The 22,168-nt window shown below is 62.7% G+C and carries 20 protein-coding genes and 1 tRNA gene; 13 read left to right on the top strand and 8 right to left on the bottom strand.

Annotated elements, in window-relative coordinates:
* Nucleotides 1–18: 18 nt before the first annotated feature.
* The 3 genes from ACOGJC_RS16345 (at nucleotide 19) to ACOGJC_RS16335 (ending at nucleotide 4,002) form a co-directional block, all read left to right on the top strand.
* Nucleotides 19–1,419, top strand: a complete 1,401-nt coding sequence (locus ACOGJC_RS16345; protein ID WP_419846058.1) for a DUF512 domain-containing protein — start codon at nucleotides 19–21, stop codon at nucleotides 1,417–1,419.
* Entirely contained in the window at nucleotides 1,412–2,818 is a 1,407-nt protein-coding gene (der, locus tag ACOGJC_RS16340; RefSeq protein WP_419846057.1) for a ribosome biogenesis GTPase Der, read from the top strand. The genes ACOGJC_RS16345 and der overlap by 8 nt, the downstream gene beginning before the upstream one ends.
* A 74-nt stretch (nucleotides 2,819–2,892) precedes the next feature.
* Complete coding sequence (locus ACOGJC_RS16335) at nucleotides 2,893–4,002, top strand: PP2C family protein-serine/threonine phosphatase (protein WP_419846056.1); 1,110 nt, start codon at nucleotides 2,893–2,895, stop codon at nucleotides 4,000–4,002.
* 39 nt (nucleotides 4,003–4,041) lie between these two features.
* On the opposite strand, the gene ACOGJC_RS16330 is transcribed toward ACOGJC_RS16335, so the two are convergent.
* Nucleotides 4,042–5,364: a DEAD/DEAH box helicase gene (locus ACOGJC_RS16330; RefSeq protein WP_419846055.1), complete on the bottom strand. Its 1,323-nt coding sequence runs from the start codon at nucleotides 5,362–5,364 to the stop codon at nucleotides 4,042–4,044.
* Between the two features lie 274 nt (nucleotides 5,365–5,638).
* Between ACOGJC_RS16330 and ACOGJC_RS16325 the strand changes: the two genes are divergently transcribed.
* On the top strand, nucleotides 5,639–5,857 hold the full coding sequence (locus ACOGJC_RS16325; RefSeq protein ID WP_419846054.1) for a hypothetical protein: 219 nt from the start codon (nucleotides 5,639–5,641) through the stop codon (nucleotides 5,855–5,857).
* Between the two features lie 14 nt (nucleotides 5,858–5,871).
* Here the strand turns inward: ACOGJC_RS16325 and ACOGJC_RS16320 are convergent, their stop codons facing one another.
* Complete coding sequence (locus ACOGJC_RS16320) at nucleotides 5,872–6,018, bottom strand: hypothetical protein (protein ID WP_419846053.1); 147 nt, start codon at nucleotides 6,016–6,018, stop codon at nucleotides 5,872–5,874.
* A gap of 52 nt (nucleotides 6,019–6,070) precedes the next feature.
* Between ACOGJC_RS16320 and ACOGJC_RS16315 the strand changes: the two genes are divergently transcribed.
* Nucleotides 6,071–6,814, top strand: coding sequence for a hypothetical protein (locus ACOGJC_RS16315; RefSeq protein ID WP_419846052.1), 744 nt, complete (start codon nucleotides 6,071–6,073; stop codon nucleotides 6,812–6,814).
* A gap of 74 nt (nucleotides 6,815–6,888) precedes the next feature.
* On the opposite strand, the gene ACOGJC_RS16310 is transcribed toward ACOGJC_RS16315, so the two are convergent.
* Nucleotides 6,889–11,067, bottom strand: a complete 4,179-nt coding sequence (locus ACOGJC_RS16310) for an NACHT domain-containing protein (RefSeq protein WP_419846051.1) — start codon at nucleotides 11,065–11,067, stop codon at nucleotides 6,889–6,891.
* Nucleotides 11,064–12,374 carry an ATP-binding protein gene (locus tag ACOGJC_RS16305; protein ID WP_419848257.1) on the bottom strand — a complete coding sequence of 437 codons (1,311 nt, stop codon included), beginning with the start codon at nucleotides 12,372–12,374 and terminating at the stop codon, nucleotides 11,064–11,066. The genes ACOGJC_RS16310 and ACOGJC_RS16305 overlap by 4 nt, the downstream gene beginning before the upstream one ends.
* Before the next feature lie 108 nt (nucleotides 12,375–12,482).
* Here ACOGJC_RS16305 and ACOGJC_RS16300 point away from each other — a divergent pair, with 108 nt between their 5' ends.
* The 4 genes from ACOGJC_RS16300 (at nucleotide 12,483) to ACOGJC_RS16285 (ending at nucleotide 15,557) form a co-directional block, all read left to right on the top strand.
* The gene (locus tag ACOGJC_RS16300; RefSeq protein WP_419846050.1) at nucleotides 12,483–12,794 is read left to right on the top strand and encodes a hypothetical protein; all 312 of its coding nucleotides are present in this window, start codon (nucleotides 12,483–12,485) and stop codon (nucleotides 12,792–12,794) included.
* Nucleotides 12,795–12,849: 55 nt separating this feature from the next.
* Complete coding sequence (locus ACOGJC_RS16295) at nucleotides 12,850–13,119, top strand: type II toxin-antitoxin system Phd/YefM family antitoxin (protein ID WP_419846049.1); 270 nt, start codon at nucleotides 12,850–12,852, stop codon at nucleotides 13,117–13,119.
* Nucleotides 13,116–13,397 (top strand): type II toxin-antitoxin system RelE family toxin, encoded by a 282-nt coding sequence (locus ACOGJC_RS16290; protein WP_419846048.1) that lies wholly within the window; start codon nucleotides 13,116–13,118, stop codon nucleotides 13,395–13,397. Before ACOGJC_RS16295 ends, ACOGJC_RS16290 begins: the two co-directional genes overlap by 4 nt.
* Nucleotides 13,398–13,802: 405 nt before the next feature.
* A complete protein-coding gene (locus ACOGJC_RS16285) occupies nucleotides 13,803–15,557 on the top strand; it encodes a DUF262 domain-containing protein (protein ID WP_419848256.1) in 1,755 nt (584 codons plus the stop codon).
* A gap of 178 nt (nucleotides 15,558–15,735) precedes the next feature.
* On the opposite strand, the gene ACOGJC_RS16280 is transcribed toward ACOGJC_RS16285, so the two are convergent.
* The 3 genes from ACOGJC_RS16280 to ACOGJC_RS16270 form a co-directional block, all read right to left on the bottom strand.
* Entirely contained in the window at nucleotides 15,736–16,533 is a 798-nt protein-coding gene (locus ACOGJC_RS16280) for a hypothetical protein (RefSeq protein ID WP_419846047.1), read from the bottom strand.
* An 8-nt stretch (nucleotides 16,534–16,541) separates the two neighbouring features.
* Nucleotides 16,542–17,066 (bottom strand): hypothetical protein, encoded by a 525-nt coding sequence (locus ACOGJC_RS16275; protein ID WP_419846046.1) that lies wholly within the window; start codon nucleotides 17,064–17,066, stop codon nucleotides 16,542–16,544.
* 251 nt (nucleotides 17,067–17,317) lie between these two features.
* Nucleotides 17,318–17,395: transfer RNA gene (locus ACOGJC_RS16270), tRNA-Pro, on the bottom strand.
* 63 nt (nucleotides 17,396–17,458) lie between these two features.
* Between ACOGJC_RS16270 and ACOGJC_RS16265 the strand changes: the two genes are divergently transcribed.
* Complete coding sequence (locus ACOGJC_RS16265; RefSeq protein WP_419846045.1) at nucleotides 17,459–19,180, top strand: N-acyl-D-amino-acid deacylase family protein; 1,722 nt, start codon at nucleotides 17,459–17,461, stop codon at nucleotides 19,178–19,180.
* Nucleotides 19,180–20,709: a DUF2079 domain-containing protein gene (locus ACOGJC_RS16260; RefSeq protein ID WP_419846044.1), complete on the top strand. Its 1,530-nt coding sequence runs from the start codon at nucleotides 19,180–19,182 to the stop codon at nucleotides 20,707–20,709. The genes ACOGJC_RS16265 and ACOGJC_RS16260 overlap by 1 nt, the downstream gene beginning before the upstream one ends.
* Here ACOGJC_RS16260 and ACOGJC_RS16255 read toward each other — a convergent pair whose 3' ends face one another.
* Nucleotides 20,710–21,114: an HIT family protein gene (locus ACOGJC_RS16255; RefSeq protein WP_419846043.1), complete on the bottom strand. Its 405-nt coding sequence runs from the start codon at nucleotides 21,112–21,114 to the stop codon at nucleotides 20,710–20,712. It lies immediately after the preceding gene.
* Nucleotides 21,115–21,136: 22 nt separating this feature from the next.
* On the opposite strand from ACOGJC_RS16255, the gene ACOGJC_RS16250 reads away from it, so the two are divergent.
* Nucleotides 21,137–21,724, top strand: coding sequence for a CDP-alcohol phosphatidyltransferase family protein (locus tag ACOGJC_RS16250; protein ID WP_419846042.1), 588 nt, complete (start codon nucleotides 21,137–21,139; stop codon nucleotides 21,722–21,724).
* A gap of 38 nt (nucleotides 21,725–21,762) precedes the next feature.
* Nucleotides 21,763–22,149, top strand: coding sequence for a glycine cleavage system protein GcvH (gene gcvH / locus ACOGJC_RS16245; RefSeq protein WP_419846041.1), 387 nt, complete (start codon nucleotides 21,763–21,765; stop codon nucleotides 22,147–22,149).
* The last annotated feature ends 19 nt before the right edge of the window (nucleotides 22,150–22,168 follow it).

Raw genomic sequence — 22,168 nt, 5'->3', positions numbered from 1 at the left:
ACTCGTAACATTGCGGTCATGTCCGCGCCCCGGATCACCGCTGTCGCCGATGGCTCGGCGGCCGAGCGGTTCGGCCTGCGGGCCGGCGACGAGCTGTTGGCCATCAACGGCAGCGTGCCCAAAGACGTGATCGAGTACCAGATGCTGGTGGACGAGCCGGAGCTGAGCCTGGACGTGCGGCGCGACGGGGTGGTGCTGGAGCTGGACGTGCAGAAGATGGCCGGGGCGCCGCTGGGCGCACAGGTGGACTCGGCGCTGTTCGACCGGGTTCGGACGTGCGACAACCACTGCGAGTTCTGCTTCATCTACCAGCTTCCGCCCGGGCTGCGGCCCAGCCTGTACATGAAAGACGACGACTACCGGCTCTCGTTTCTGTACGGGAACTTCACCACCCTGACCCGCTTCACCGAGGCCGACCTGGAGCGGGTGGTGACCGAGCGGCTGTCGCCGCTGAACGTGAGCATCCACGCCACCGACCCCGACGTGCGGGCCGACATGTTGCGCAATCGCCGGGGGGCCACCAGCCTGCGCTGGCTGCGGGCGCTGTTGGACCACGGCATCGAGGTGAACGGGCAGGTGGTGGTGTGCCCCGGGGTGAACGACGGCGACGTGCTGGAGGACACCCTGTGCGGGGTGGCCGACGAGTACCCCGAGCTGGCCAGCCTGTGCGTGGTGCCCCTCGGGGTGTCGCGCCACACCTCCGAGCCCCGGCTTCGGCCCCACACCGCCGCCGAGGCGGGCGCGGTGGTGGACGCGGTACACGAGTGGCAGGCGATCAACCAGCGTGTGCTGGGGCGCCGGTTGGTGTTCGCGGCCGACGAGTACTACCTGCTTGCTGGGGTCGAGTTCCCCGGCCCCGAGGCCTACGAGGGGTTCGGCATGCACGAGGACGGGGTGGGCATGGCGGCCACCCTTCAGATGGAGTTCATGGGCCAGGCCGCCGAGGTGACCGGGACCCAGCCCGGCTTCTTCGCCTGGGTCGAGGGGGCGCCGGCGGCCGGCTACCGGGCCCCGCGGGCCGACAAGGGTGGCGGCAAAGGAGCTGCGGCCCCGCGGGCCGACGGGTCGACGCCGGTTGGGCTGCGGGCTCGCAAGGGCGCGCCGGTGGGGGTGGTGACGGGGGAGTACGGGGCTGAGGTGTTGGCCCCGCTGGTGGCATCGCTGGGCCGCGACGACGTGCGGGTGGTGCCGGTGGAGAACCGGTTCTTCGGCGGGACCACCGCGGTGGCCGGGCTTTTGGTGGGCGACGACATCGCCCGCACGCTGGCCGCCGAGCCCGAGGGCGACCGCTATCTGCTGCCCGACGTGTGCCTGTCGCAGGGGATGTTCTTGGACGGCACCCGCCCGGGCGACTTACCCCGCCCCGTCGAGGTGGTGGCCACCGACGGGGCCGCGCTCAGAAGGGCGCTCGGTGGGTAGCCCAGTGGTTGGCTCCGCGGCTAGCGCGGCGGCTGGCGCGTTGCCCACGGTGGCCATCGTGGGGCGGCCCAACGTGGGCAAGTCCACGCTGATGAACCGCATCTTGGGCCGCCGGGAGGCCATCGTGGCCGAGCAGCCCGGCATCACCCGCGACCGCAAGGAGATGCCCGCCCACTGGCAGGGGCGGGAGTTCACCGTGGTGGACACCGGCGGCTGGCTGCCCCCGGGGGCGGGCGACAACGCCTCGATGGACGCCAAGGTGTCGGCCCAGAGCGAGAAGTCGATGGCCCGAGCCGATGTGGTGGTGATGGTGGTGGACTCCCAAGCCGGGGTCACCGGCGATGACGAGGGGGTGGCGGGGCGTCTGCGGGGCCGGGAGGGGCCGGTGCTGGTGGCGGTCAACAAGGTGGACGACGAGGCACACGAGAGCCTCATCTGGGAGTTCGTGAAGCTGGGGCTGGGCGACCCGTTCCCGGTGAGCGCGCTCCACGGCCGGGGCGTGGGGGATCTGCTCGACGCGGTGACCGCTTCGTTCCCCGAGGAGTTGGCCGAAGAGCCTCGGGCTGACGCTGGGCTCGGGGCTGATGGGGCCATGGTGTCGGGGGCGGGGGCTGACCCGGGGTCGCCCATGGTGTCGGTGGCCATCGTGGGGCGGCCCAACGCCGGCAAGTCCACCCTGTTCAACCGCCTCATCGGCGACGACCGGTCGGTGGTCCACGACCAGCCGGGCACCACCCGCGACGCCATCGACACCGTGGTGGAGACCGAGCTGGGGCCGATCCGGTTCGTGGACACCGCGGGCATGCGCCGCCGGGCCCGCATCGACCAGGCCGCGGAGTACTACTCGCTGCTGCGGGCGCTGGCCGCGGTCGACCGCTCCGACATCGCCTTGTTGGTGGTGGACGCCACGGTGGGGGTGACCCATCAAGACCAGCGCCTGGCCGAGCGGGTGGACGCCGCCGGCTGCCCGATCGTGGTGCTGTTGAACAAGTGGGACCTGCTCGACACCCAGGCCCGGGAGGCCATCGCCCTCGACATCGACCGGCGGCTGCACTTTTTGGGCGAGGCCGCGGTGCTGCGGGTGAGCGCGCTGTCGGGCAAGGGGGTGAACCGGCTGCTGCCCGAGCTGCGGGGGGTGATCGCCGAGTACCGGCGGCGCATCCCCACCCAGGCGGTGAACCGGGTTTTGCGCGACGCCCAGGCGGCCCATCCCGCCCCCGACGGCGTGCGGGTGCTGTACGCCACCCAGGGGGCGACCGATCCGCCTACGTTCACCCTGTTTGCCAATCGGACGCTGCCCCGCACCTATCTGCGCTATCTGGAGCGCCGCCTCCGGGAGTCCTTCGACTTGGGCTCGGTTCCCATCAAGCTGCGGGTTCGGCGCCGGTCGGGGGACTAGGCCGGGGACTAGTGGGGGAGTAAATGGCACAAATGCGGCAAGAACTGCCCGAGAAGGCGGGGTAGCCTTCGGCAATGGAGAACCTCCTCCTCGTGATCGTCGCGGGGGTGTGCTTGGTGGCCGCGGGCGTGTTCGCCCGGTCGGCCCGGCACCGCTTGCGGTTTTTGCGCCGCGTGGAGCACACCCATGCCGGCGTGGGGTACGACGAGGAGGGCCAGGACGCCTACGAGGCGGCCTACACGCTGGCCCAGTCGAGCTTTCGCCGCGACGCCCACGCCGCCCTTCTGTACGCCGCGCTGACTGTGGTGGCCGCGTTGATGGCGGCGGTGGAGTCTCGGGCGGCGACCGCCATCTTGGTGCTGGTGGTGGTGCCAGCCCTGTTCCCGCTGTGGTGGGGGCGCCGCTCGGTGGCCGAGGCCCGGCTCACCCAGGAGCGATTCGAGATGGAGCGCCGGGCCGAGGAGACGCTGAGCCAGGGCGACTTGGCCCCGCTGGCCTGGGCCGACCGGCTGGCCCCCGACGATCTGCCCGACTTCGCCGGCTACGAGATGGGCCGGGTGTACCAGGCGGGCGAGGGAGTGATGGCCGGCGACTTCTTCGACGTGTTCCGGGTGGGCCCGACCCGGGTGGCCGCGGTGATCGGCGATGTGGCCGGCCGGGGCATCGAGTCGTCGATCACCGCCTTTCAGGCCAAGTACCTGCTTCGGGTGTTCCTGCGCCAGTTCCGCGACCCGGCCCAGGCCTTAGAGGAGCTGAACGCCCAGATGTCGTCGATCGAGCGGGCCGAGGAGTTCATCTCGGTGGTGATCGTGGTGTTCGACACCGAGGCCCAGACCATGCGCTACGCATCGGCGGGCCACCCGGCGGCCTGGCTGTGGCACGAGCGGGAGGTGCAGCCGCTGCGGGCCACCGGCGCATTGTTGATGCTGGATCCCGACAGCTCGTTCTTCAGCCGGGAGATCCCCCTCGACACCGGCGACATGGTGCTCATGTACACCGACGGCCTGGCCGAGGTGCGCTACGGCGACGCCCAGTTCGGCGAGGACCGCATCGCCATGCACCTGCGGCGCGATCCCACCGTGTCGCCCGACGTGCTGTGCAAGTCGCTGCTGGAGGCCGCCCGGGACTTCGCCGACGGCACCATCAGCGACGACGTGGCCATCCTCGCCGTCCGCCGGGCCTGATCTGTTTCCGGCCGCCCGGACCAGCGGGCAGGCGGATCGCTACCGGGAGGAGGCGCGGCTTCGGGGCTTCCGCCCCTTCTGGTGTTGCGGGCGACCCTGCGGCCTGCGGTTTGACCGTTGCCCGTTGCGGTTCTTGCCCTGCCGTCCGGTTTGGTTGCCGCGGCCTTGGGGTTTGCTGTTTGGCTTCTGCTTGTCGCGGCCCTCTGGGCGGGGATGAAGCGGCCTGCGGGGGCGGGACGGCGCGGTGTGCCCATCGATGGAGTCGGGACTGGTGATGGGCTGATGGAGGCCGAGCCGTTGTTGGACCTTCTTGGCATCGGCGTGTTGGCCGTTTTGAACCAGCGACACCACCAGGCCGGTCTGGCCGGCGCGGGCGGTGCGCCCCGAGCGGTGCAGATACGCCTTGTGGTCTTCTGGCGGGTCGAAGTGGATGACGCTGGCCACGCAGTCCACGTGGATCCCCCGAGCGGCGACATCAGTGGCGACGAGGGCCTCAACCCGGCCGTCGGTGAACTCCCGGAGCGTCCGGGTGCGGCGGTTCTGGGCATGGCCCCCGTGTATGGCGGCGGCGTTGACCCCCCGCTGGGACAGTTGTCGGGCCAGCCGGTCTGAGCCATGGCGAGTCCGGCAGAACACGATCGTCGGTCCTGCCGTGGAGATCACATTGGCGCAGACATCGACCCGCTCGGTCTTCTCCACCGTCCAGAACCGGTGATCGGCTGACCTGACGTCGGGCGTTGCGTCACCCACCTCATGGGTGACCGGGCGGTTCTGGTAGTCGCGGGTGAGCTTGGCCACGTCGTTGTCAAGAGTGGCCGAGAACATGACGGTCTGGCGCTCGGAGTTGGTTTGGTCGAGGATGCGCCTGACGGCGGGCAAGAAGCCCATGTCGGCCATGCGGTCGGCCTCGTCGATTACGACATGGTCGGTTTCGTGAAGGCTCACCGCTCTCTGGTCGATCAAGTCTTCAAGCCGACCGGGGCAGGCCACCAGGATGTCCACTCCCTTTTGCAACTGCTTTCGCTGGTTGGTGTAGCCGACACCCCCGTAGACGGCGGCAACGGTGATCGGACCGGAGATCGAGCGCAGCTCCGATGCGATCTGATCGGCGAGCTCGCGGGTGGGGGACAGGATCAGCGCTCGGGGCCGCCGGGGCCGGGCTTGGCCGACGTCGGCGATCAACGGGATGCCGAAGGCGAGCGTCTTGCCCGACCCGGTGGGCGCGCGACCGCAGATGTCGCGGCCTTCCATGGCGTCGGCGATGACGGCGGCTTGGATCTCGAACGGCTTGTGGATGCCGTTGCGCTCGAGCGCGCGGCAGATGGATTCGGGCACGCCCAACTGGGCGAAAGTGGGGGGCATTGGGGCTCCTTGCCCGCGTGGGGCGGGCGACTAGGGGATGGTTGGCGCCTGAAATCGTCAGCGTGGCGCAATTCAGCATCGGGCAGCTTGCCCGGAATCAGAGAAAGAAACTCGGAGGCAACCCGCTCGGCAGAGACTTTCAGCCAAGTGAGACCAGGCTACCACCGCCCCCGGCCAAACCCGCATCTTCCCCCAGCGCCGGGGAGTCGCTGGCAGCCAGAGACGACTTCGGCGCCTCCGGCTGCGGGGTCTCGGCGTCTCGTGGTGGCAAGCTATGGCCGTGCCCTGGTGCGAGCCCTGCGACCGCTTCTGGAACCCCGCCTCAGTAACCGAAGCCGGCGACTGCCCCACCTGCGGCACCCCCGTAGAAACCCCACCCGACACAGCCCCCCCACCCCGCCAAAAAGTCCCCTGGCACTTCTGGCTAGCCATAACCGCCGCCGGAATCTACCTAACCTGGCGCGCCATCCAAGGCATCGCCTCGCTGTTCTGAAGAGGCAGCGGCTGCTAGCGGCGGGCGGAGCGGGAGGCTTGGTAGATGGTGACGAACTCGTCGATGGGGGTTCGGGCGACTACTTCGGCGACGAGTTCTAGGGGGAGGTCGTCGAGCTTGCGGAAGCGGACGCACTCCTGAGTTACTTCCGATCTCTTCATTCGCAGCGGAATAGGTCACGAGTAGCCTCAACCTGATGCTAATTTCGGAATGATGCCCCCAGAACAGCCAGTGCTCGCTCCCGATCTCTCAGAACTCGCCGCGGCTGTGCAATTCCCCGACCTCTCAGAACTCGCCGCGGCTGTGCAATTCCCCGACCTCTCAGAACTCGCCGCGGCTGTGCAATTCCCCGACCTCTCAGAACTCGCCGCGGCTGTGCAATTCCCCGACCTCTCAGAACTCGCCGCGGCTGTGCAATTCCCCGACCTCTCAGAACTCGCCGCGGCTGTGCAATTCCCCGACCTCTCAGAACTCGCCGCGGCTGTGCAATTCCCCGACCTCTCAGAACTCGCCGCGGCTGTGCAATTCCCCGACCTCTCAGAACTCGCCGCGGCTGTGCAATTCCCCGACCTCTCAGAACTCGCCGCGGCAGGGCGGGCAGTACAAAAGTTCAATCGGGCTTCGCTACGGGGCGCCTCTCGCGAATCGTCGACCAAAAATGTATCGAACGCTTTCGAATTTTCCGATGTGCGACCTCCCAAGATTGCCAATCCGAGTGGACCTTGCCCAGAAGCTGTTACATCGCCTTCGATCTCGCTCCTCTTACTTCTCTCGACTCTGCCCCTCCAAACAGATCAGGCACCGGCGGTTGCACATTCTGTCCTAACGGCATTCATATCTTCCCTCAGACATATGGGTACCTTTGTCGATTCGGACCCTGCCTTGTCAGGCTCGATGGTGCTGCTTACCATTCTGGGGACTGCCGTAATGTTGCTGCAGTATTATCTTCGTCCCTAAGTCGGCAGCCACATCTCGTTCTGGCCGTGGCTGCACATAGGCACAAGCGCCTAGATGCCAATGCAAAATACCGTTTAGGCCTCCTGTCGGCCGACGAGGGGTTTGGTGACATCGAGGACGAGCACGGAGACCTTGCGGGCCTCTTCGGCGGTGAGATCTCGTTCGAGTTGCTGCTGTAGCTCTGCGGCAGTCTTAGGCCGGTGGCCATGTGGCGGGGCAGGGGGTTTGCGGTCTTCAAGGCCAAACCAGAGTGGGACGTAAATGCCGTGTTCGTCCGCTGCCCTATCGGTGGTGTACTGGCCGACAAGCTGGGCGCGGAGCGCGGTCCAGAGGTCTCGATGGTCGTCCTTCTTGAGTTCAATGGGGATGTTGTGCCCGCCGTAGCTCACGCGTATATCCGCCCTGGTTCCGGCGGCGTAGTGCCCTTCCGGTACGGCGTCAATACCGTGAGGAAGAGTCCCTTTCAACAGAAAGAGGACTGCATCTCTACAAGACTCCTCATGCTTTGGAGTCCAGGAGCCGTCGCTTGAGTCTTCGTTCCAGAAGTGTCTCCATGGATTGTCGCTGTCGCCCCTTAGGCGCTGGCAGATCTCGCGCAGCCGCTCTTCCACCAGTGCCGCCAAGTCCGCCGCGTTAGCTGGCGGGCCGTTGTCGAGCGTGCGCTGAACTTGCTCGATGCTGGGGTGGTGGTAGGTGGCATCGCGAAGGGCGACCCTCTGCCGATCTCGAGACCAAGTGAGCTGGTCCTGCCAGGACGTGAGCGAAGGGTTCTCGATCAAGTCGGTCAATGCCGCGTGAGCTTCGTTGCTAGGCATGGCACCAAGGAGCGAAATCAGGCTGGCGATACGGTCGGATGCGTCTATTTCCAGAGTCACAATGCCATTAACCCGCAGCGGGGCATAAAGACGGCCGAGCATTTCGATGACGTTCTTCAGAAACGCTGGTTCCGAGCAATTCCCCATCACCGAAGGGCCAAAACGGTCGTTTTCGGAGGCACCGCTTAAGAACTGGGCAAGGTGCCTAGAGCGCTCATCATTGTCGCTGATGAAATCTCGAAGCGACTGTCGGTGCCGCGAAGGAGAGAGCAGAGCACCCGTCGCCAACCACCGGACCCGCTGGCCGTCGGTGGTGCTCTTGGCGTTGAGCTTCTTCTCGACAAGAGCAGACAGCTCGGCGGTGTTGGGATATCGCAATGTCTGGCCTAACAGTCGGTCGAGCAAGGCCAACTGCTTGCTGGGGGCACGAACCGGGAGTGCCTTAAGCAACCTGATTCTGATGTTGTGGACCTGGTCATCTAGTCCAGAAATTCGGTCAAGGTCGCTGAGGCCCGCCGGATAGTCGTCACCAGACTTGAGGGCAGCGACCGCGCACTGAAAGAGCACTTCAAGAACCAGATCAGGATCCTCCTCTAGCCATCGGTCGTGGCAAGGGGAGGTAGCACTTTGCATCGCACTGTCAGCCACGCAATAGCGGATAGCGAGAGCGTTGCGCCTCTGCTTGTCGTCGACGAGGTCCAGAAGTGCTGTCTCCTCTTTGTGGAGCAGTTCCAGACTGGCCAGCACTGGGAAAGCCAGCCAGGAATGGCAAGACTCGTGTTGCAGCGCGATCGTTTCTTCGGGCTGGGGAAGGTCATCTCGCAGGACGGCCCTTCGCAGGGCGGAAATAGCCGCATCCACCAGATGAGTGTCACCGCCGATGAAGTCGCTGATACGACTCTCGGGGAGAGCTTGCTCGTCTACATCTATGAACAGAGCGAAGTAGACCTTAGCCAAGCTGTCCAAAATCGGAGGAGGTGCTCGATTTTCCTGCAGCTCGGTTATGTATGGCTGCAATGCCGCCGCCCATTTCTTTTGCCGCTGCCGCTTTTCCTGTTCGTACTTAGCCAGCTGGTCAGCCATCTCACGCTCCCACTCACTGACCTCTGCAGGTGGTGGAGGAGGATTGCGGAGTAAGTCAAGTTGGCCAGCTAAGGCGTTGTGCCCAATTGTCCGGTTGGTCATGATCTCAGGCGTGAGCCCCTTGCTGATGGAAGGCTCATCCAGCGAGCGAGATGCCTGCCTCAGAAGTTCTTGCGCCACGAACGTCTCAGCGTTGGCAACTTCCACAGCCTTGTCCAAGCACCACAACCCAAAGTCAGCAGGAGGCTGGCTCCAATGCAGGGCATTGCAGTTCCAGTACCCGTAGATTTCGAGCTCTTCGCTGGTCTCATATCGTCTGATCCAATTCAAAAACACCGATTTCTGGACATGGGGACGAGCTTCCAGCCATTCCTTGATCCGCTGGGCTGCCTCGCGGCCAAATGTCCGTGAGGAGCGAGAGCGTCCTGGGGTGTTCAGCCAGTCGTACAGTCGAGAGTGGTCGAGAGTGTCACCCCACGCCTCCAAGCCCCGGTGCAACAGTGGGTAGGGGAGGTCCTCGAGTCTGGATTGCTCCAGCGCAGCCAACTGGGCAGATTGGTTTTGGGAGAGAGAATCGAGCAATCCGGCAATGTGTTCATCAGATGACTGCTCTAGGAGTCCGAATCGCCAAAATAGAACAAAGCGGCCGGTGTAGTTGTGCCGGTGGCGGGGTTGGACATACCGCCACACTTGCGAGGGGGACAACCAGATTGGATAGAGATACTCCAGCAGAGTGCCGCAGAGGTCGTCGTCGGGGTCGGGGAGGTCGCGGTTGTGGATTTCGTTCAAGAGCTGCGTGAGGGTGTGCGTCTTGCTGTCACCAAGGGGGGCGATGCGGAGGTAGGCGTCCAACGCCAATCTTCTGGCAAATGGGGGTCTCGCTGGGTCGCGCACCGATGCTTCTAGTTCAGGCAGCAACAAGACGAGCGCCTCCAAGGAAGACTGGTCGGCTCCGGAGAGGACTTCGCAGATCAACTCCAAGAACCGGTGGTCTTGAGACTCGGTGCCTAACTCGGTGAGCAGTCGCTTGATTGCTAGTGCCATGTCAGCGGAGGCGAGAGGTCGGAAGGCCTCAGCGGTACTGTTGCGAAAACCATCCTGTCGGGCATCATGCTGCTGGAACCCGAGCAAGGGTCCCTGTGCGGCAAATCTCGCCAGCGACTTCAGCAGGTGTTCCTTCTCGCTCGGCGAGAAGTCCCCAATGTCGCCGTATAGGCCGACGCCTACCGGGTCGACGTCGATGAGCTGTAGGCGCGCTTCGGAGGAATAGACGGACAGCCAAGCTGAAAGGCCCCGCAATTCAGTGGTGACACGCCCATCGCTGGGACTAGCCATCAATGCGATCACCCTGCTGGCCGGCAGTCCGTCGGCAATCAGCTTCGCTAGGTAGCGGCCTCCCAAGAATTCGGCAATGTGGCGGTGAACAGGGGTGAAGCCAGTCTCTTGGCTTCCGGTGAACAGGCTCGTCGCGAGCGCTTGTTTCATGCAGTGGCGATTGGGGGCGCCGGGTAGCTGTTCAAGGTCATCTATGCAGACGAGCGCGCCAGCGTCTGGTCGCCTGGTGGGCAAGTACCCCTCGACATCGGCGAGCAGATGCATGGCGCACAAGTACCCCGCCGCGTCCATTGAAGTAAGTGGTGGCAGAGCGTCGGCTGCGGCAAGGTGCTCTTGGTTCTGCTCAGCGGCCATCTTCCGACAGGCCGCCTCGAATGTTTCCGCCCGACTTGTTGGCCAGGATTCACCGTGGTCTACGGCATCCGCTAGCAACAACAGTGTTTGGGGGTTGCCGAGCAGGCCACTCAGGCCCCGGCCTCGTGCCTCGTCTATGAACTGCCGCGCATCGCGGCGCATGTCCTGAGAGCTCAACAGCTTGGCGGCGGCCTCATCATCGAGCGGGTTGAGGCGCAGGACGGTCACGTTCGAATCGGGGCAGATTCGTTCCAAGCTCTGCCGGTCGTTGGCACCCAGCCAGTCAGCCTCGCGGCAAGACAGGCGAAATTTCGGCACGCCAAGCTGCTCGAGGCGGAGACGGATCTCATCTAGCGGAGCACGCTGGTCAGTTGCTCCCGCCCTGACCTCGTCGAGACCGTCGATAAAGAGCGTTTTGTTCCGCCACTCTGGATGAGAGTCCAAGTCGAGCTTGATGAAGTCCCGGGCTTTCTCATGGATAGCAGCATCGCCCAGCGCCACGCGCTCCCTGTCGAACTCGGTGGTCTTGCCAGAGCCAGGATTGCCCAACAGCACATAGGCGTGGTGCTGTCTGAAGTCGCTGAGCGGTCTTGAGCCATCGGCATGAGCGCTGAATCTGTCGCTGGTACCGACTTCGGTACAAGTACGCGCCACGTAGGTACTCATGTCTCGTCGAACCAGTAGTCAGGGGACACGGACAGAAACTCGTGGAGGGGCACGCCCGCATCTCCGACAACGATGGTGTTCTTGGGCTGGAACCGGCGCTGGAACTCCGATAATCCTCTGGTTGCAGCGGGTGCCTGGCCGCTCTTCACTTCGATGCCCACGAGATTCGATCCACGCTCAAGTACGAAGTCAACCTCGAAATTCCGGTCTCGCCAGTACTTGACTTCGGTCCTGGACGAGGAGGCATTGAAGAGGTGGGCTCCCACGCTGCTCTCCACCAGGCGCCCCCAGTGGGTGCGATCACCCCGGGCTTCATCAAAACTCAAGCCGCAGACCGCAGACATGAGGGCAGTGTTGAGCACGTTCAGCTTTGGGGTCGGTACTTTCGCTGAGGTCAGGCGATTGGAATGTTTGGGCAGTCCAGCGAGCAAGCCGACTTGGGCGAGGAGCCCCAGGTACCTCGTCAGGGTGGTTGTGTTGCCCACATCTTGCAGATATCCAACCAACTTTGTGTATGACACCACTTGTCCCGATAGCCGCGCCCCGAGATCGAAAAGCCGTTTGAACAGCTCTGGCTTATCCACTCTGACCATCGAGAACACGTCTCGCTCAATATTGGGGCTGATCATCCCACCGCGCATGTAATCCATCCAGCGGTCTGAATCGGCGATCATGGCAGCAGCGCCGGGGTAGCCGCCGAAATAGATGTACTCGTCCAAGCTGAGTCCGAATGCCTGTGACATTTCCCGGTACGACCAGTGCTTGAAGTGGACCAGCTCGAAGCGCCCAGCCAGGCTCTCGGTCAACCCGTCCTGCATCAGCAGCGGGGCCGACCCGAGGATCACCACGTGCATTGGGCAACCGTTCATCCGGTCGGCGTCCCAAAGGCCCTTGACCACCTCCGACCAGCGGTCAATCTTCTGAATCTCGTCTAACACGAGAACGAAACCCCGGGGGGAGTTCCATGCCCGGTGTCGACTCTGGCGCCAGACCATCTCCAGCCAGTGGGTATTGGCCTGATTGGGCAAGGCGCTCTCGTAGTACATGTCAGACGTTGCCCCCCTCGGGTCGCCTTGAAATTCGGAACTATCAGATGTCTCGTACCGATGCTCCCTTTGAACGGACGAAATCGCTTGGAGCACTGCTCTGGTTTTGCCGGACTGACGGGGGCCGAAGACCGCGATCAGCCGCTCTGGCGGCTCAGATAACCGCTGGATGAGGGTGTCGACTTGCGCTCGACGAAATTCGGCCATAACGGCAGCGTACCTGCTTTTATGATGCTTTCCTACTAAATTACTCAGTTGCATAATCAATCGTGGACAGCTCGCAAAGGAAACCCTTGCAACGGTGTGTCTGTAGGGTGGCGGAGAAGTCGAGATAGCGGACGGCGATTGTCCATCCAGAAGAGAGGAACCATGAACGAAGGCAATGGAAAAAGTGGGATCAGCGTTGGGATAACGGCGATCTCGAAGTTTAATTCGATCGGGATCGCGGCGGTCGCGGGCATCAACGCCATTGGGGCTGCGGCGGTGGCCTTCCTCAACGCGATGGGGATCGTCACCTTCGGGGTGGTGAACTCCATGGGCCTGGTCACCATCGGCGGGGTCAACTCCGTCGGCCTCGTGGCCATCGGAGGCGTCAACTCCATCGGCCTAGTCGCCATCGGCGGCGTCAACAGCGCTGGCCTAGTCGCCATCGGCGCCGGATCCACCACTACCCTCGTCTAGCCCCACCACTCGCTGACAGGTGCCAAATGGTTCCTGGCGTGGCACAATGATGGTCATGGCTAGCGAGTCGCTAGAGGTGGTCATGGGCCAGTTGCCGGAGTTCGTCGAACGGGTGAGCACTCACCACGAGCGCGTGGTCATCACCTGCAACGGCTCTCCAGCTGCGGTGCTAATGAGTCCAGAGGATCTCGAATCGCTTGAGGAGACTTTGGCCATTCTTGGGGATCCCCAGGCCATGAAGGAGATCGCCGAAGGCGAACGTGATCTCATGAACGGCGATGTCGTAGTCGGCGTCGAAGCCGTCAAAGCACTGCGCCCTTCATGAGTGATGCCCCCTACGGGCTAGTCGTCACGCGGGCAGCAGCACGAGCCATCGCCGAATCGCTCCCTGAGTCGGTCGCTGCAGCCGTCATCGAGTTTATGGCTGGCCCCCTCGTTGAGAACCCCCGGCGCATTGGTGTGAAGTTACGGAGCGGGGAGCTAGCAGGCCTATGGAGCGCCCGAAGAGGCACGTATCGAATCCTCTACCGAATCGACGATGTCGACAGAAAGATAGAGATCATCCGAGTCGGCCACCGCCGCGACGTATACCGACCGGACTGATCTCGTCTCTACTGCCGTATACGGTGGTCAGGTTGCCGGGAGCTGAACTCGGGACCTACCGACGATGCTTGTTCACTGCGGAGCTGTGGGTGAGTTACTCACTGAAAGCACTAGCACGGCATGCGCACTTTGAGACCCCTTCAGGTAGGCACTGCCAACTGGTCTTGGCGTGTTGCGCCCGGACTGCAACAAGCAATGTCGTAGGAAGCTCTGAATTGTGAATATTGCACGACTCGGCGAGTACGGTGCTGCAGCGGTGCCTACCGTTACCACGCTCTTGTTGCCTTCACAGAAGATCCAGTTCTCAAGCAGGCCAAGTCTCTATCGGGCCGCAAGAAGCAAGGACGGGTAGCTGAACCATGGCAGGACGGTAGGTCGGATACAGTTGCAAGATTGGATGAATTTATGTACCACACTGGGCAGACAATTGAAAAGACTCTAGAAGACATTCAGCGCCACAAGCTTGTGTTGCCAGCTATACAACGGGAGTTTGTATGGCACCCTGATCAGATTTGTCGCCTGTTCGACAGTATCATGCAAGGCTATCCATTCGGCACCTTTCTCTATTGGAAAGTAGCACCTGAAAACAGCGACAAATTCAAGTTTTATGGCTTTGTACGAAATTATCACGAAAGAGACAATCCCCATTGCCCTCCATTGGGTTCAATCCGACATCAAGAGCTAACTGCTGTACTAGATGGACAACAGCGCTTGACAGCATTCAATATCGGCCTCAACGGGAGTATAGCTCGAAAGCTGCCGCACAAGAGATGGAGCAATCCGGATGCATTTCCAACAACTAAGCTCCATCTGGATCTACTCTGGCAGCCAGACGATGACAATGAAGATGGAACCAAATATCGGTTTAGCTTTATAACTGAAAATCAGGCAACGAGTGCTCCAGACAATGTCTGTTGGTTTCCGATCGGGAGCATTCTTAGCATGTCAGATGAACTCCCCGCTATGGTGCGTTGGCTAAATCGCCGATTGCCGCAACATATGGTGGATGCCGCTATGGATCCCCTGTTTAGACTCTATGAGGTCACACGTAAAGAAAGATTAGTAGCATATTATGAGGAGGACGATCAGGAATTGGATAAGGCACTCCAGATTTTCATTCGTATGAATGACGGCGGTACACCCTTATCTCATTCCGACCTGCTGCTCTCAATTGCGGTAGCGCAGTGGGTCGACCATGATGCCAGAGAGGAAATACACAACCTGGTTGACCAAATGAACCGCTTAGGTTCAGGATTTAGCTTTTCTCAAGATCTTGTATTAAAGGCAGGTCTGATGCTTAGTGACATAGGTAGTGTCGGATTTAGGGTAGACAACTTTAGTCGAGAGAATATGGCTACATTCGAAGGAGAATGGGAAGACATTAAGCGAGCACTTGTATTGACAGTTCAGCTCATAGCATCGTATGGCTTTAGTGGGCAGAACCTAACGGCGCACAACGCTATCTTGCCGATTGCCTACTATTTGCACTATAGAAAATTGGGAGAAACCTATCTGACAAGCCGTCACTTCCGAAATGACCGCGAATCAATTCGTCGTTGGCTTGTCAAGAGTCTTCTCAAGACAGGCGTTTGGGGTAGTGGTCTAGACACTCTTCTTACAGACCTTAGACGCTCCATAAATGAAAATGGAAATGTAGAATTTCCAGTCGACAAAATACAAGAAGCGATGGCACGGAAAGGAAGGCAATTGGTGTTTGATGAAGAGGAAATAGAAGATTTGGCGGATATGAGGTACGGCGATCGATTAACCTTTGCGTTACTGTCTTTGCTGTTCCCTTTCGTCGACCTGCGCAACCAATTTCATGTGGACCACATTTTCCCATCAACACGATTCAACGAACGTCAACTGCGTAAGTCAGATGTGCCTGAAGGAGAAATCGAAGCGTATAGGGACCGCAAGGACAGACTAGCTAATTTGCAGTTGCTTCAAGGAGTAATCAACAATGAAAAAGGCACGAAGATGCCTGCTGAGTGGTTGTCAGCAGAACTAGACCGTGACAGAGAAATGGAGTATCGAAAGCTCCACCTGCTTGGAGAGGTGCCCATTTCGATTACTGATTTTGGCGATTTCTATGAACAACGGCGAGCGAAATTGAGACAAAGAATCTCTGAACTGTTGGGAAGACAGTCTTCCTATTAGTCATTCTTGGTGCTCTATTGAATGCCTCCTTTCGCCGCAGATTTGTCGACCGGAACGTGAGCGGTGGAGGGAGCCTCGCCACGGTGGCCGTGGGAGTGCCTTATCATCGTGGAGCCATGGCTGATGTTTGACCTGTGAAGCCCGTCGGTACTTGTAATTTTTCAGCCGACCAAGTCCACTACAATGTGTTGGGCAAGATTTCTCCAAGGACCGCGTCAACCCAAGTCCGCAACCTGTTGACCTCGTCCTGGCCCGCATCTCTGCCCAAATGCGTCGCTGCTGACGCCTGTTGGTAAGTTAGGCGCGCGATCAAACCAATTTTCTGATCGATGATGTCCAGTGTCTTGGTCGGTTGCTCCGATCGTTCCTTATTGTCGAGGATTGCCCGGACCCGCTCAGCTTGCGTTGGCTTTCCCTGGTGTCCTTTGAACCAGGGCTGGGCAGATATTTCTTCGTCGGGGGGAGACAGCCGATGAAGAGTGGCCCTTAGGACCTCGCGCAACTCAGTCGCTGGTCCTACGTAGGTGAGTCGTTGCGGATCGCTTAGGTCGAGAAGTGCCTGTTCGTAGCTCTTGGCAATGGCCTCATCAAGAGTTGAAAGCCTCCTTTGGATTGGCCCGTCATCTGTGCGGATCTGAACACTGGAGGCCTGTGACCAACGTATTGTCTCGTATGCAGGCAACAACTGTCTGCTGATGGTGCGGGAAATTCCACGCAACTTCTCTCGGAGTTCATTCGATCTGGTCCGAACGCCGCAGCGGGACCGAAGCCACTGCACATCTTCATCCACCTGAGAGACCTCTTCGGTCTCGCCAAGAGCCTCCACAATGATCGGGCGGCACTCTTGAAGCCACCCGGCTGAGAGCGCTCGCATTCGTTGTCCGTCATCACGAGAGGTAACCCAAGTGATTGCTCTCTTCTTGAGGTCTTTCTCAAACGCCAGGAAGTCCTCCGGCGCCTGGTCGAGGTCAAGCATCACTGTGCCTAACTCTGGTTTTCGCTCGCTCCTAGGGTGTGCACAACGAGGTTATGCCCCGTGTTTGACAATTCATAGACCCCAGTGTCGACCCGATTCAAGTAACCAGCTGATGCAGTGTCGACGAGCATATTGTCCAACCGCTTAGGTAGCTTCCACTGGGCTTGGCGGAACACGTCTCCCAGGAGTTCCTTCGTGATTGTCGACGATCTGTCCTTGGATGGTGCTCTCTCTGCCAAGTAGAAGGCGGCTACAGCGGTTGCCTCACGGTTGTTTGTTGGGGACCGTTCCCGAAAGAACCTAAGGGCCCCGATACGTTCTTCGTCGGTGGTGGAATCTCCGTCGGAGTCTCGCTCACCAGTGGATGTGGGTTCTTCGGCATCTACTGCGTTCGCATCCGTTGAGTCAGTGGAGGATGCAGGGAGTTCGCGTGTGCCTCCGCCATTCAGCACTTCTCGAAGAACTGTGGCGATCTCGGTCGGACTTCCGACGAGTTCGATTTCCAGTTCGCCTTCCTGGATTGTTGCTCGCATCTTGCATTCCTTTAGAGCAGGCCTACCTTGAGCGGTTTGCCCGGAGCCGTGACTAAGTGACCCAAGGCAACCCCCACATCAAATCGTCTGTTCGGCCGCAGCACTTTGAACTCGTCAGCGACCGAGACAGATCTAACTATGGCCATCCTATCGTGGATCGATCAAGATCACACAAATGTGATTTGACATAAGTGCAGAAACAACCAAGACAGTGTTCCTAGCCAGCGACTGCCGTCACCTCAGCTCAGTTCTGGTCGGGCTGCCGGGATTTGAACCCGGGACCTTCGGTCCCCCAGACCGACGCGCTAACCAAGCTGCGCCACAGCCCGTAAGCCAGTGAGCATAGTGGCGCGGGGTGGGGGCGCCCTATGCGTATAAGTAGGATTGGGGCCGTGTTGGACCTGGTGATCCGTGGGGGCACGATCGTCGACGGCTCGGGGAGTCCGGGCTATTCCGGCGATGTCGGGGTCAAGGATGGGCGGATTGCCGCTATCGGGGATGTCGCCGACGCCAGTCGCAGCGAGATCGATGCCTCTGGCCGGGTGGTTTGTCCCGGCTTTGTGGACCCTCACACCCACTACGACGCCCAGCTTTTTTGGGATCCGGCCGCCTCGCCCTCCAACCTGCACGGGGTGACCACCGTGATTGGCGGCAACTGCGGCTTCACCCTGGCGCCCCTCAGCCCCGGCGACGCCCCCTATCTCCAGCGGATGATGGCCAAGGTGGAGGGCATGCCGCTCTCCGCGCTGGAGTCGGGCCTGGACTGGTCGTGGCGCACCTTTGCCGACTACCTGGCCCGCCTCGACGGCAACCTGGGGGTGAACGCGGGGTTCTTAGTGGGCCACTGCGCCATCCGCCGGGCGGTCATGGGGTCCGACGCCACTGGCAACGAGGCCGACCCCGGCCAGCTCGAGGCGATGAAGGCGGTGTTGGCCGAGGGCATCGCGGCGGGGGGCCTGGGCTTTTCCACGTCGCTGTCGTACACCCACAACGACGGCGACGGCGCCCCAGTGGCCTCCCGCTTCGCCAGCAACGACGAGGTAGTAGCACTGTGCTCGGTGGTGGCCGAGCACGAGGGCACCACCCTGGAGTACGTGACCGACGGGTGTATGCAGGGCTTCACCGACGAGGAGCTCGACCTCATGGTGGCCATGAGCCGGGCGGCCCGCCGCCCGCTCAACTGGAACGTTTTGACCATCGACTCGGCCGATCCCGACCGATACCGGGCCCAGCTCGGCGCCTCGGTGCGGGCGGCTGAGCACGGCGCCCGGGTGGTGGCGCTGACCATGCCGGTGCTGGTGGGCATGAACATGAGCTTCCTCAACTACTGCGCCCTCAACATGCTCCCCGACTGGGGGGAGGTGCTGGGCCTGCCGGTTCCCGAGCGCATGGCCCGCCTGGCCGACCCCCAGACCCGGGCGCACCTGGCCGAGCGGGCGGCCTCGCCCGACGCCGGGGTGTTCAGCCGGCTCACCGGTTGGGGCGGCTATCGGATCGGCGACACCTTCAGCTCGGCCAACGACGGGCTCTCGGGACGCACCGTGGCCGACATCGCCGCCGAGCGGGGGACCAGCCACTTCGACACCTTGGTGGACGTGGTGCTGGCCGACGAGCTGCGCACGGTGCTGTGGCCGGCCCCCACCGATGACGACGACGAGAGCTGGCGGCTACGGGCCGAGGCTTGGCAGAGCGAGCACACCCTTTTGGGCGGCTCCGATGCCGGCGCCCACCTCGACCGCATGTGCGGCGCCCCCTACACCACCGCCTTTTTGGGCGACTGCCTGCGGGGCCGGCGGCTGGCCTCGCTGGAAGCGGCCGTTCACATGCTCACCGACGCGCCGGCCCGGCTGTTCGGGCTGCGGGAGCGGGGCCGCATCAAGCAGGGGTGGCACGCCGATCTGGTGGTGTTCGACCCCGCTGCGATCGACTCCGGCGCCATGCGCATGGTGGAGGATCTGCCGGGCGGTTCGGCCCGCCTGTTCGCCGACGCGGTGGGAGTGCACCACGTGCTGGTGAACGGCCAGCCCATCGTGAGCGGCGGCCGAGCCACCGACTCGCGGCCCGGCACCCTGCTGCGCTCGGGGCGCGACACCGACACCGTGCTGGTGGGGTAGTGGACCTCGAACAGAGCAGGGTCGCACTGGCCCAGTTCCGGCGGCGGTTGGAGATCTTCTCGCTGCGCTGGCAGGCCCGCCTCGACACCCGGCAGGTGGACCGGGCCGTCCCCTGGGTTATCGCCCTGTTCTTGGGTGGCCTGCTGTCGGGGTTGTCGTTGGCCCGGGCCCGCTCGCTTGATGCCGGGGCCGACCTGTCGTCGCATCTTCAGGGGGTGTGGCTGATCGGGGAGGGATACGAGCCGCTGTCCAGCGTGGCGGGCCACAACCTCTTGTGGGAGCAGGCCGCCTTCATCTTGTACCCGGTGGCCGGCTTGACCGCCCTGTTCCCCGATCAGCCCACGCTTTTGGCCTTGCAGGCCGCGGTGCTGGCTTTGGCCGTGGTGCCGCTGTGGCGGATCGCCCGCGACGTGGGCGGCCTCAAGTCGGGGGCGGCGTCGGCGGTGGTTTTCGCCTATTGCGCCTACCCGGCCGTCCACACGGTGAACCTGTCGGACTTCCACCCCGAGGCTCTGGCTGTGCCCGCCCTGTTCGCCGCGGTGCTCACGGCCCTGGAGGGGCGGTGGAACCGGTTCACGGTGTTCGCCCTGCTGGCGGTGTTCTGCCGGGCCGATCTGGCCTTCGCGCTCTCGGGATTGGGCCTGCTGGTGCTGATGGAGGGCCGTCGCCGCCCCGGTGCGGCCATCGCCCTGGGCGGGCTGGCCTACGGGCTGGTGTCGATGACCGCCATCCAGCCCCGGTTCAACGGCGGCAAATTCCCCCACATCGAGGCGTTCTCCGACTTCGGCAGCGGGCACCCGGGATCGGTGCTGTGGGGCTTCATCTCCGCCCCCCATCAGGTGGTGGCCGACGCGGTGTCGCAGGCCAACTTCCAGATGATCGTGTTCTTGTTGGCCCCGGTGATGCTGCTGCCGCTGGTGGCGCCCCGCTATCTGCTGCCGGTGGTGCCGTTGTTCGCGGTGTACCTGGTGGCCGACGTGCCCCCCGGCCAACTGGCGGAGGCTTCCCAGACGGTGCCGATGATCCCCTTCATGTTCGCGGCCACGGTGTTCGCGCTGGCCCGTTCCGGCCGGGTGCTGGTGGAGCGGGTGAACGTGGACCGCCGCCTGCTCACCGCCCTGGTGCTCACCGCCAGCCTCTTCTTTTTGCGCGACGCGCCCAGCTCGCTGTACGAGCGACCGTGGGACTGGGGTCGGCGCGACACGATGGACATCGCCCGACACGAGGCGGCCAACTTGATTCCCGCCGATGCGTCGGTGCGGGCTTCCGAGCAGGTCCTTCCCCTGTTGTCGGACCGCACCCGGCTGTACGTGCTGGAAACCGTCGACGATCCCGACAGCGCGGCGGTGGCGGCCACCCCCAAGGTGGAGTGGATCGTGTTCGATCCGGCCGCGGCGCCCGACTGGAGGCCCCTGGACATCCTGAGCTTCGACTTGGACGTTAGGCGAACCGGCTTTGAGCGGCTGAAGTTGGATGCGGGCGACGGCGATCTGCGGGTCTACCGGCTCCTCAACGTGATCGAGAGCTGACTAGCCGCCAGAGGGGAGGTGGGAGCGCAGGCGCTCGGCGGCCTGGGCCAGCTCCTCGGGGGGCACCGAGGCCCGGGCGTTGGCGAAGCTCAGGTCGCCGATGTCGAACATCGGGATCACGTGCAGATGGGTGTGGGGCACTTCGTGGCCGGCGATGATGAGCCCCACCCGGGGCGGTTCGAAAGCAGCCATCTGGGCGGTGCCCACCGTTTGGGCCACCACCATGAGATGGGCGGCCAGCTCCGGGGGGACGTCGAGCCAGTGGTCGATCTCGGCCCGGGGGACGATGAGGGCATGGCCGGTTTGGATGGGGTTGATGGACAAGATGGCGACGCAGTCATCGTCCTCCCACACAAAGTGCCCCGGCAGGTCGCGGTTGATGATCATCGTGAAGACGCTGGCCATCTGCCCATAGTATGACCTGGCTATGTCCGGGCGGCAGGTACTGACCGTTCCCAACTTGGTTTCGGTGTTGCGGTTGGGGTGTGTGCCGGTGTTCTGCGTGTTGCTGTTGGGGATGGGCAATCGGGCGGGGGCCGCCATCCTGCTCGGCGTGCTGGGGGCCACCGACTGGGTGGACGGCTACATCGCCCGGCGCTTCGACCAGGGCTCGGAGCTGGGCAAGATCCTGGACCCCACCGCCGACCGGCTGATGTTTCTGGCCGCAGTGGTGGCGATGATGGTGGACGGCTCTCTCCATGCGGCATTCGGGGTGACCATGCTGGTCAGAGAGGCGGTGGTATCGCTGGCCACCGTGGTGCTGGCGGCGATGGGGGCTCGTCGAATCGACGTGACCTGGACCGGCAAGACGGCCACCTTCGGACTCATGTTCGCCCTGCCGATTCTGCTGCTGGGAGACTCGAGCGTTGGCGGGGGAGAAGCCCTGCGCGGCGTGGGATGGGGGCTGGGCATCCCGTCGCTGGCGCTCAGCTATTACGCGGCGGTGGAGTACGTCCCCCGAGCTCGCCAGGCCCTGGCCGACGGCCGGTCCGACCGAGCCGGAGCCTCAAGCTGAGGTTGAGAGTTTTCGCGATTCCCGGTACGGTGTCGCCAATGAATGTACCGGTTGAATTGCGCTATTCCGAAGACCACGAATGGGCCCGAGTCGAGGGCAACCGGGTCTTCCTGGGCATCACCGACTACGCCCAAGACGCTCTGGGCGACGTGGTCTACATCGACTTGCCCCCGGTGGGCACCGAGGTGACCTCCGGCGACCCGTTCAGCGAGATCGAGTCGACCAAGTCGGTGTCGGAGATCTATGCGCCGGTTTCGGGCACGGTGGTCGAGGTGAACGCCGATCTGATCGACCACCCCGAGCGGTTGAACGAGGATCCCTACGGCGAGGGATGGATCTGCGTGATCGAGGCCTCCGACCTCTCGGAGATGGACGGCCTTTTGGACGCGGCGGCCTACACCGATCTGACGGAGAGCGTGAATTGACCTCCTCCTCTTCTGCATC

The organism is Candidatus Poriferisocius sp., from assembly GCF_965204015.1.
In the GTDB taxonomy this organism is placed as follows: Bacteria; Actinomycetota; Acidimicrobiia; order Acidimicrobiales; family Bin134; genus Poriferisocius.
This window is presented reverse-complemented; position numbering and strand designations above follow the sequence as displayed.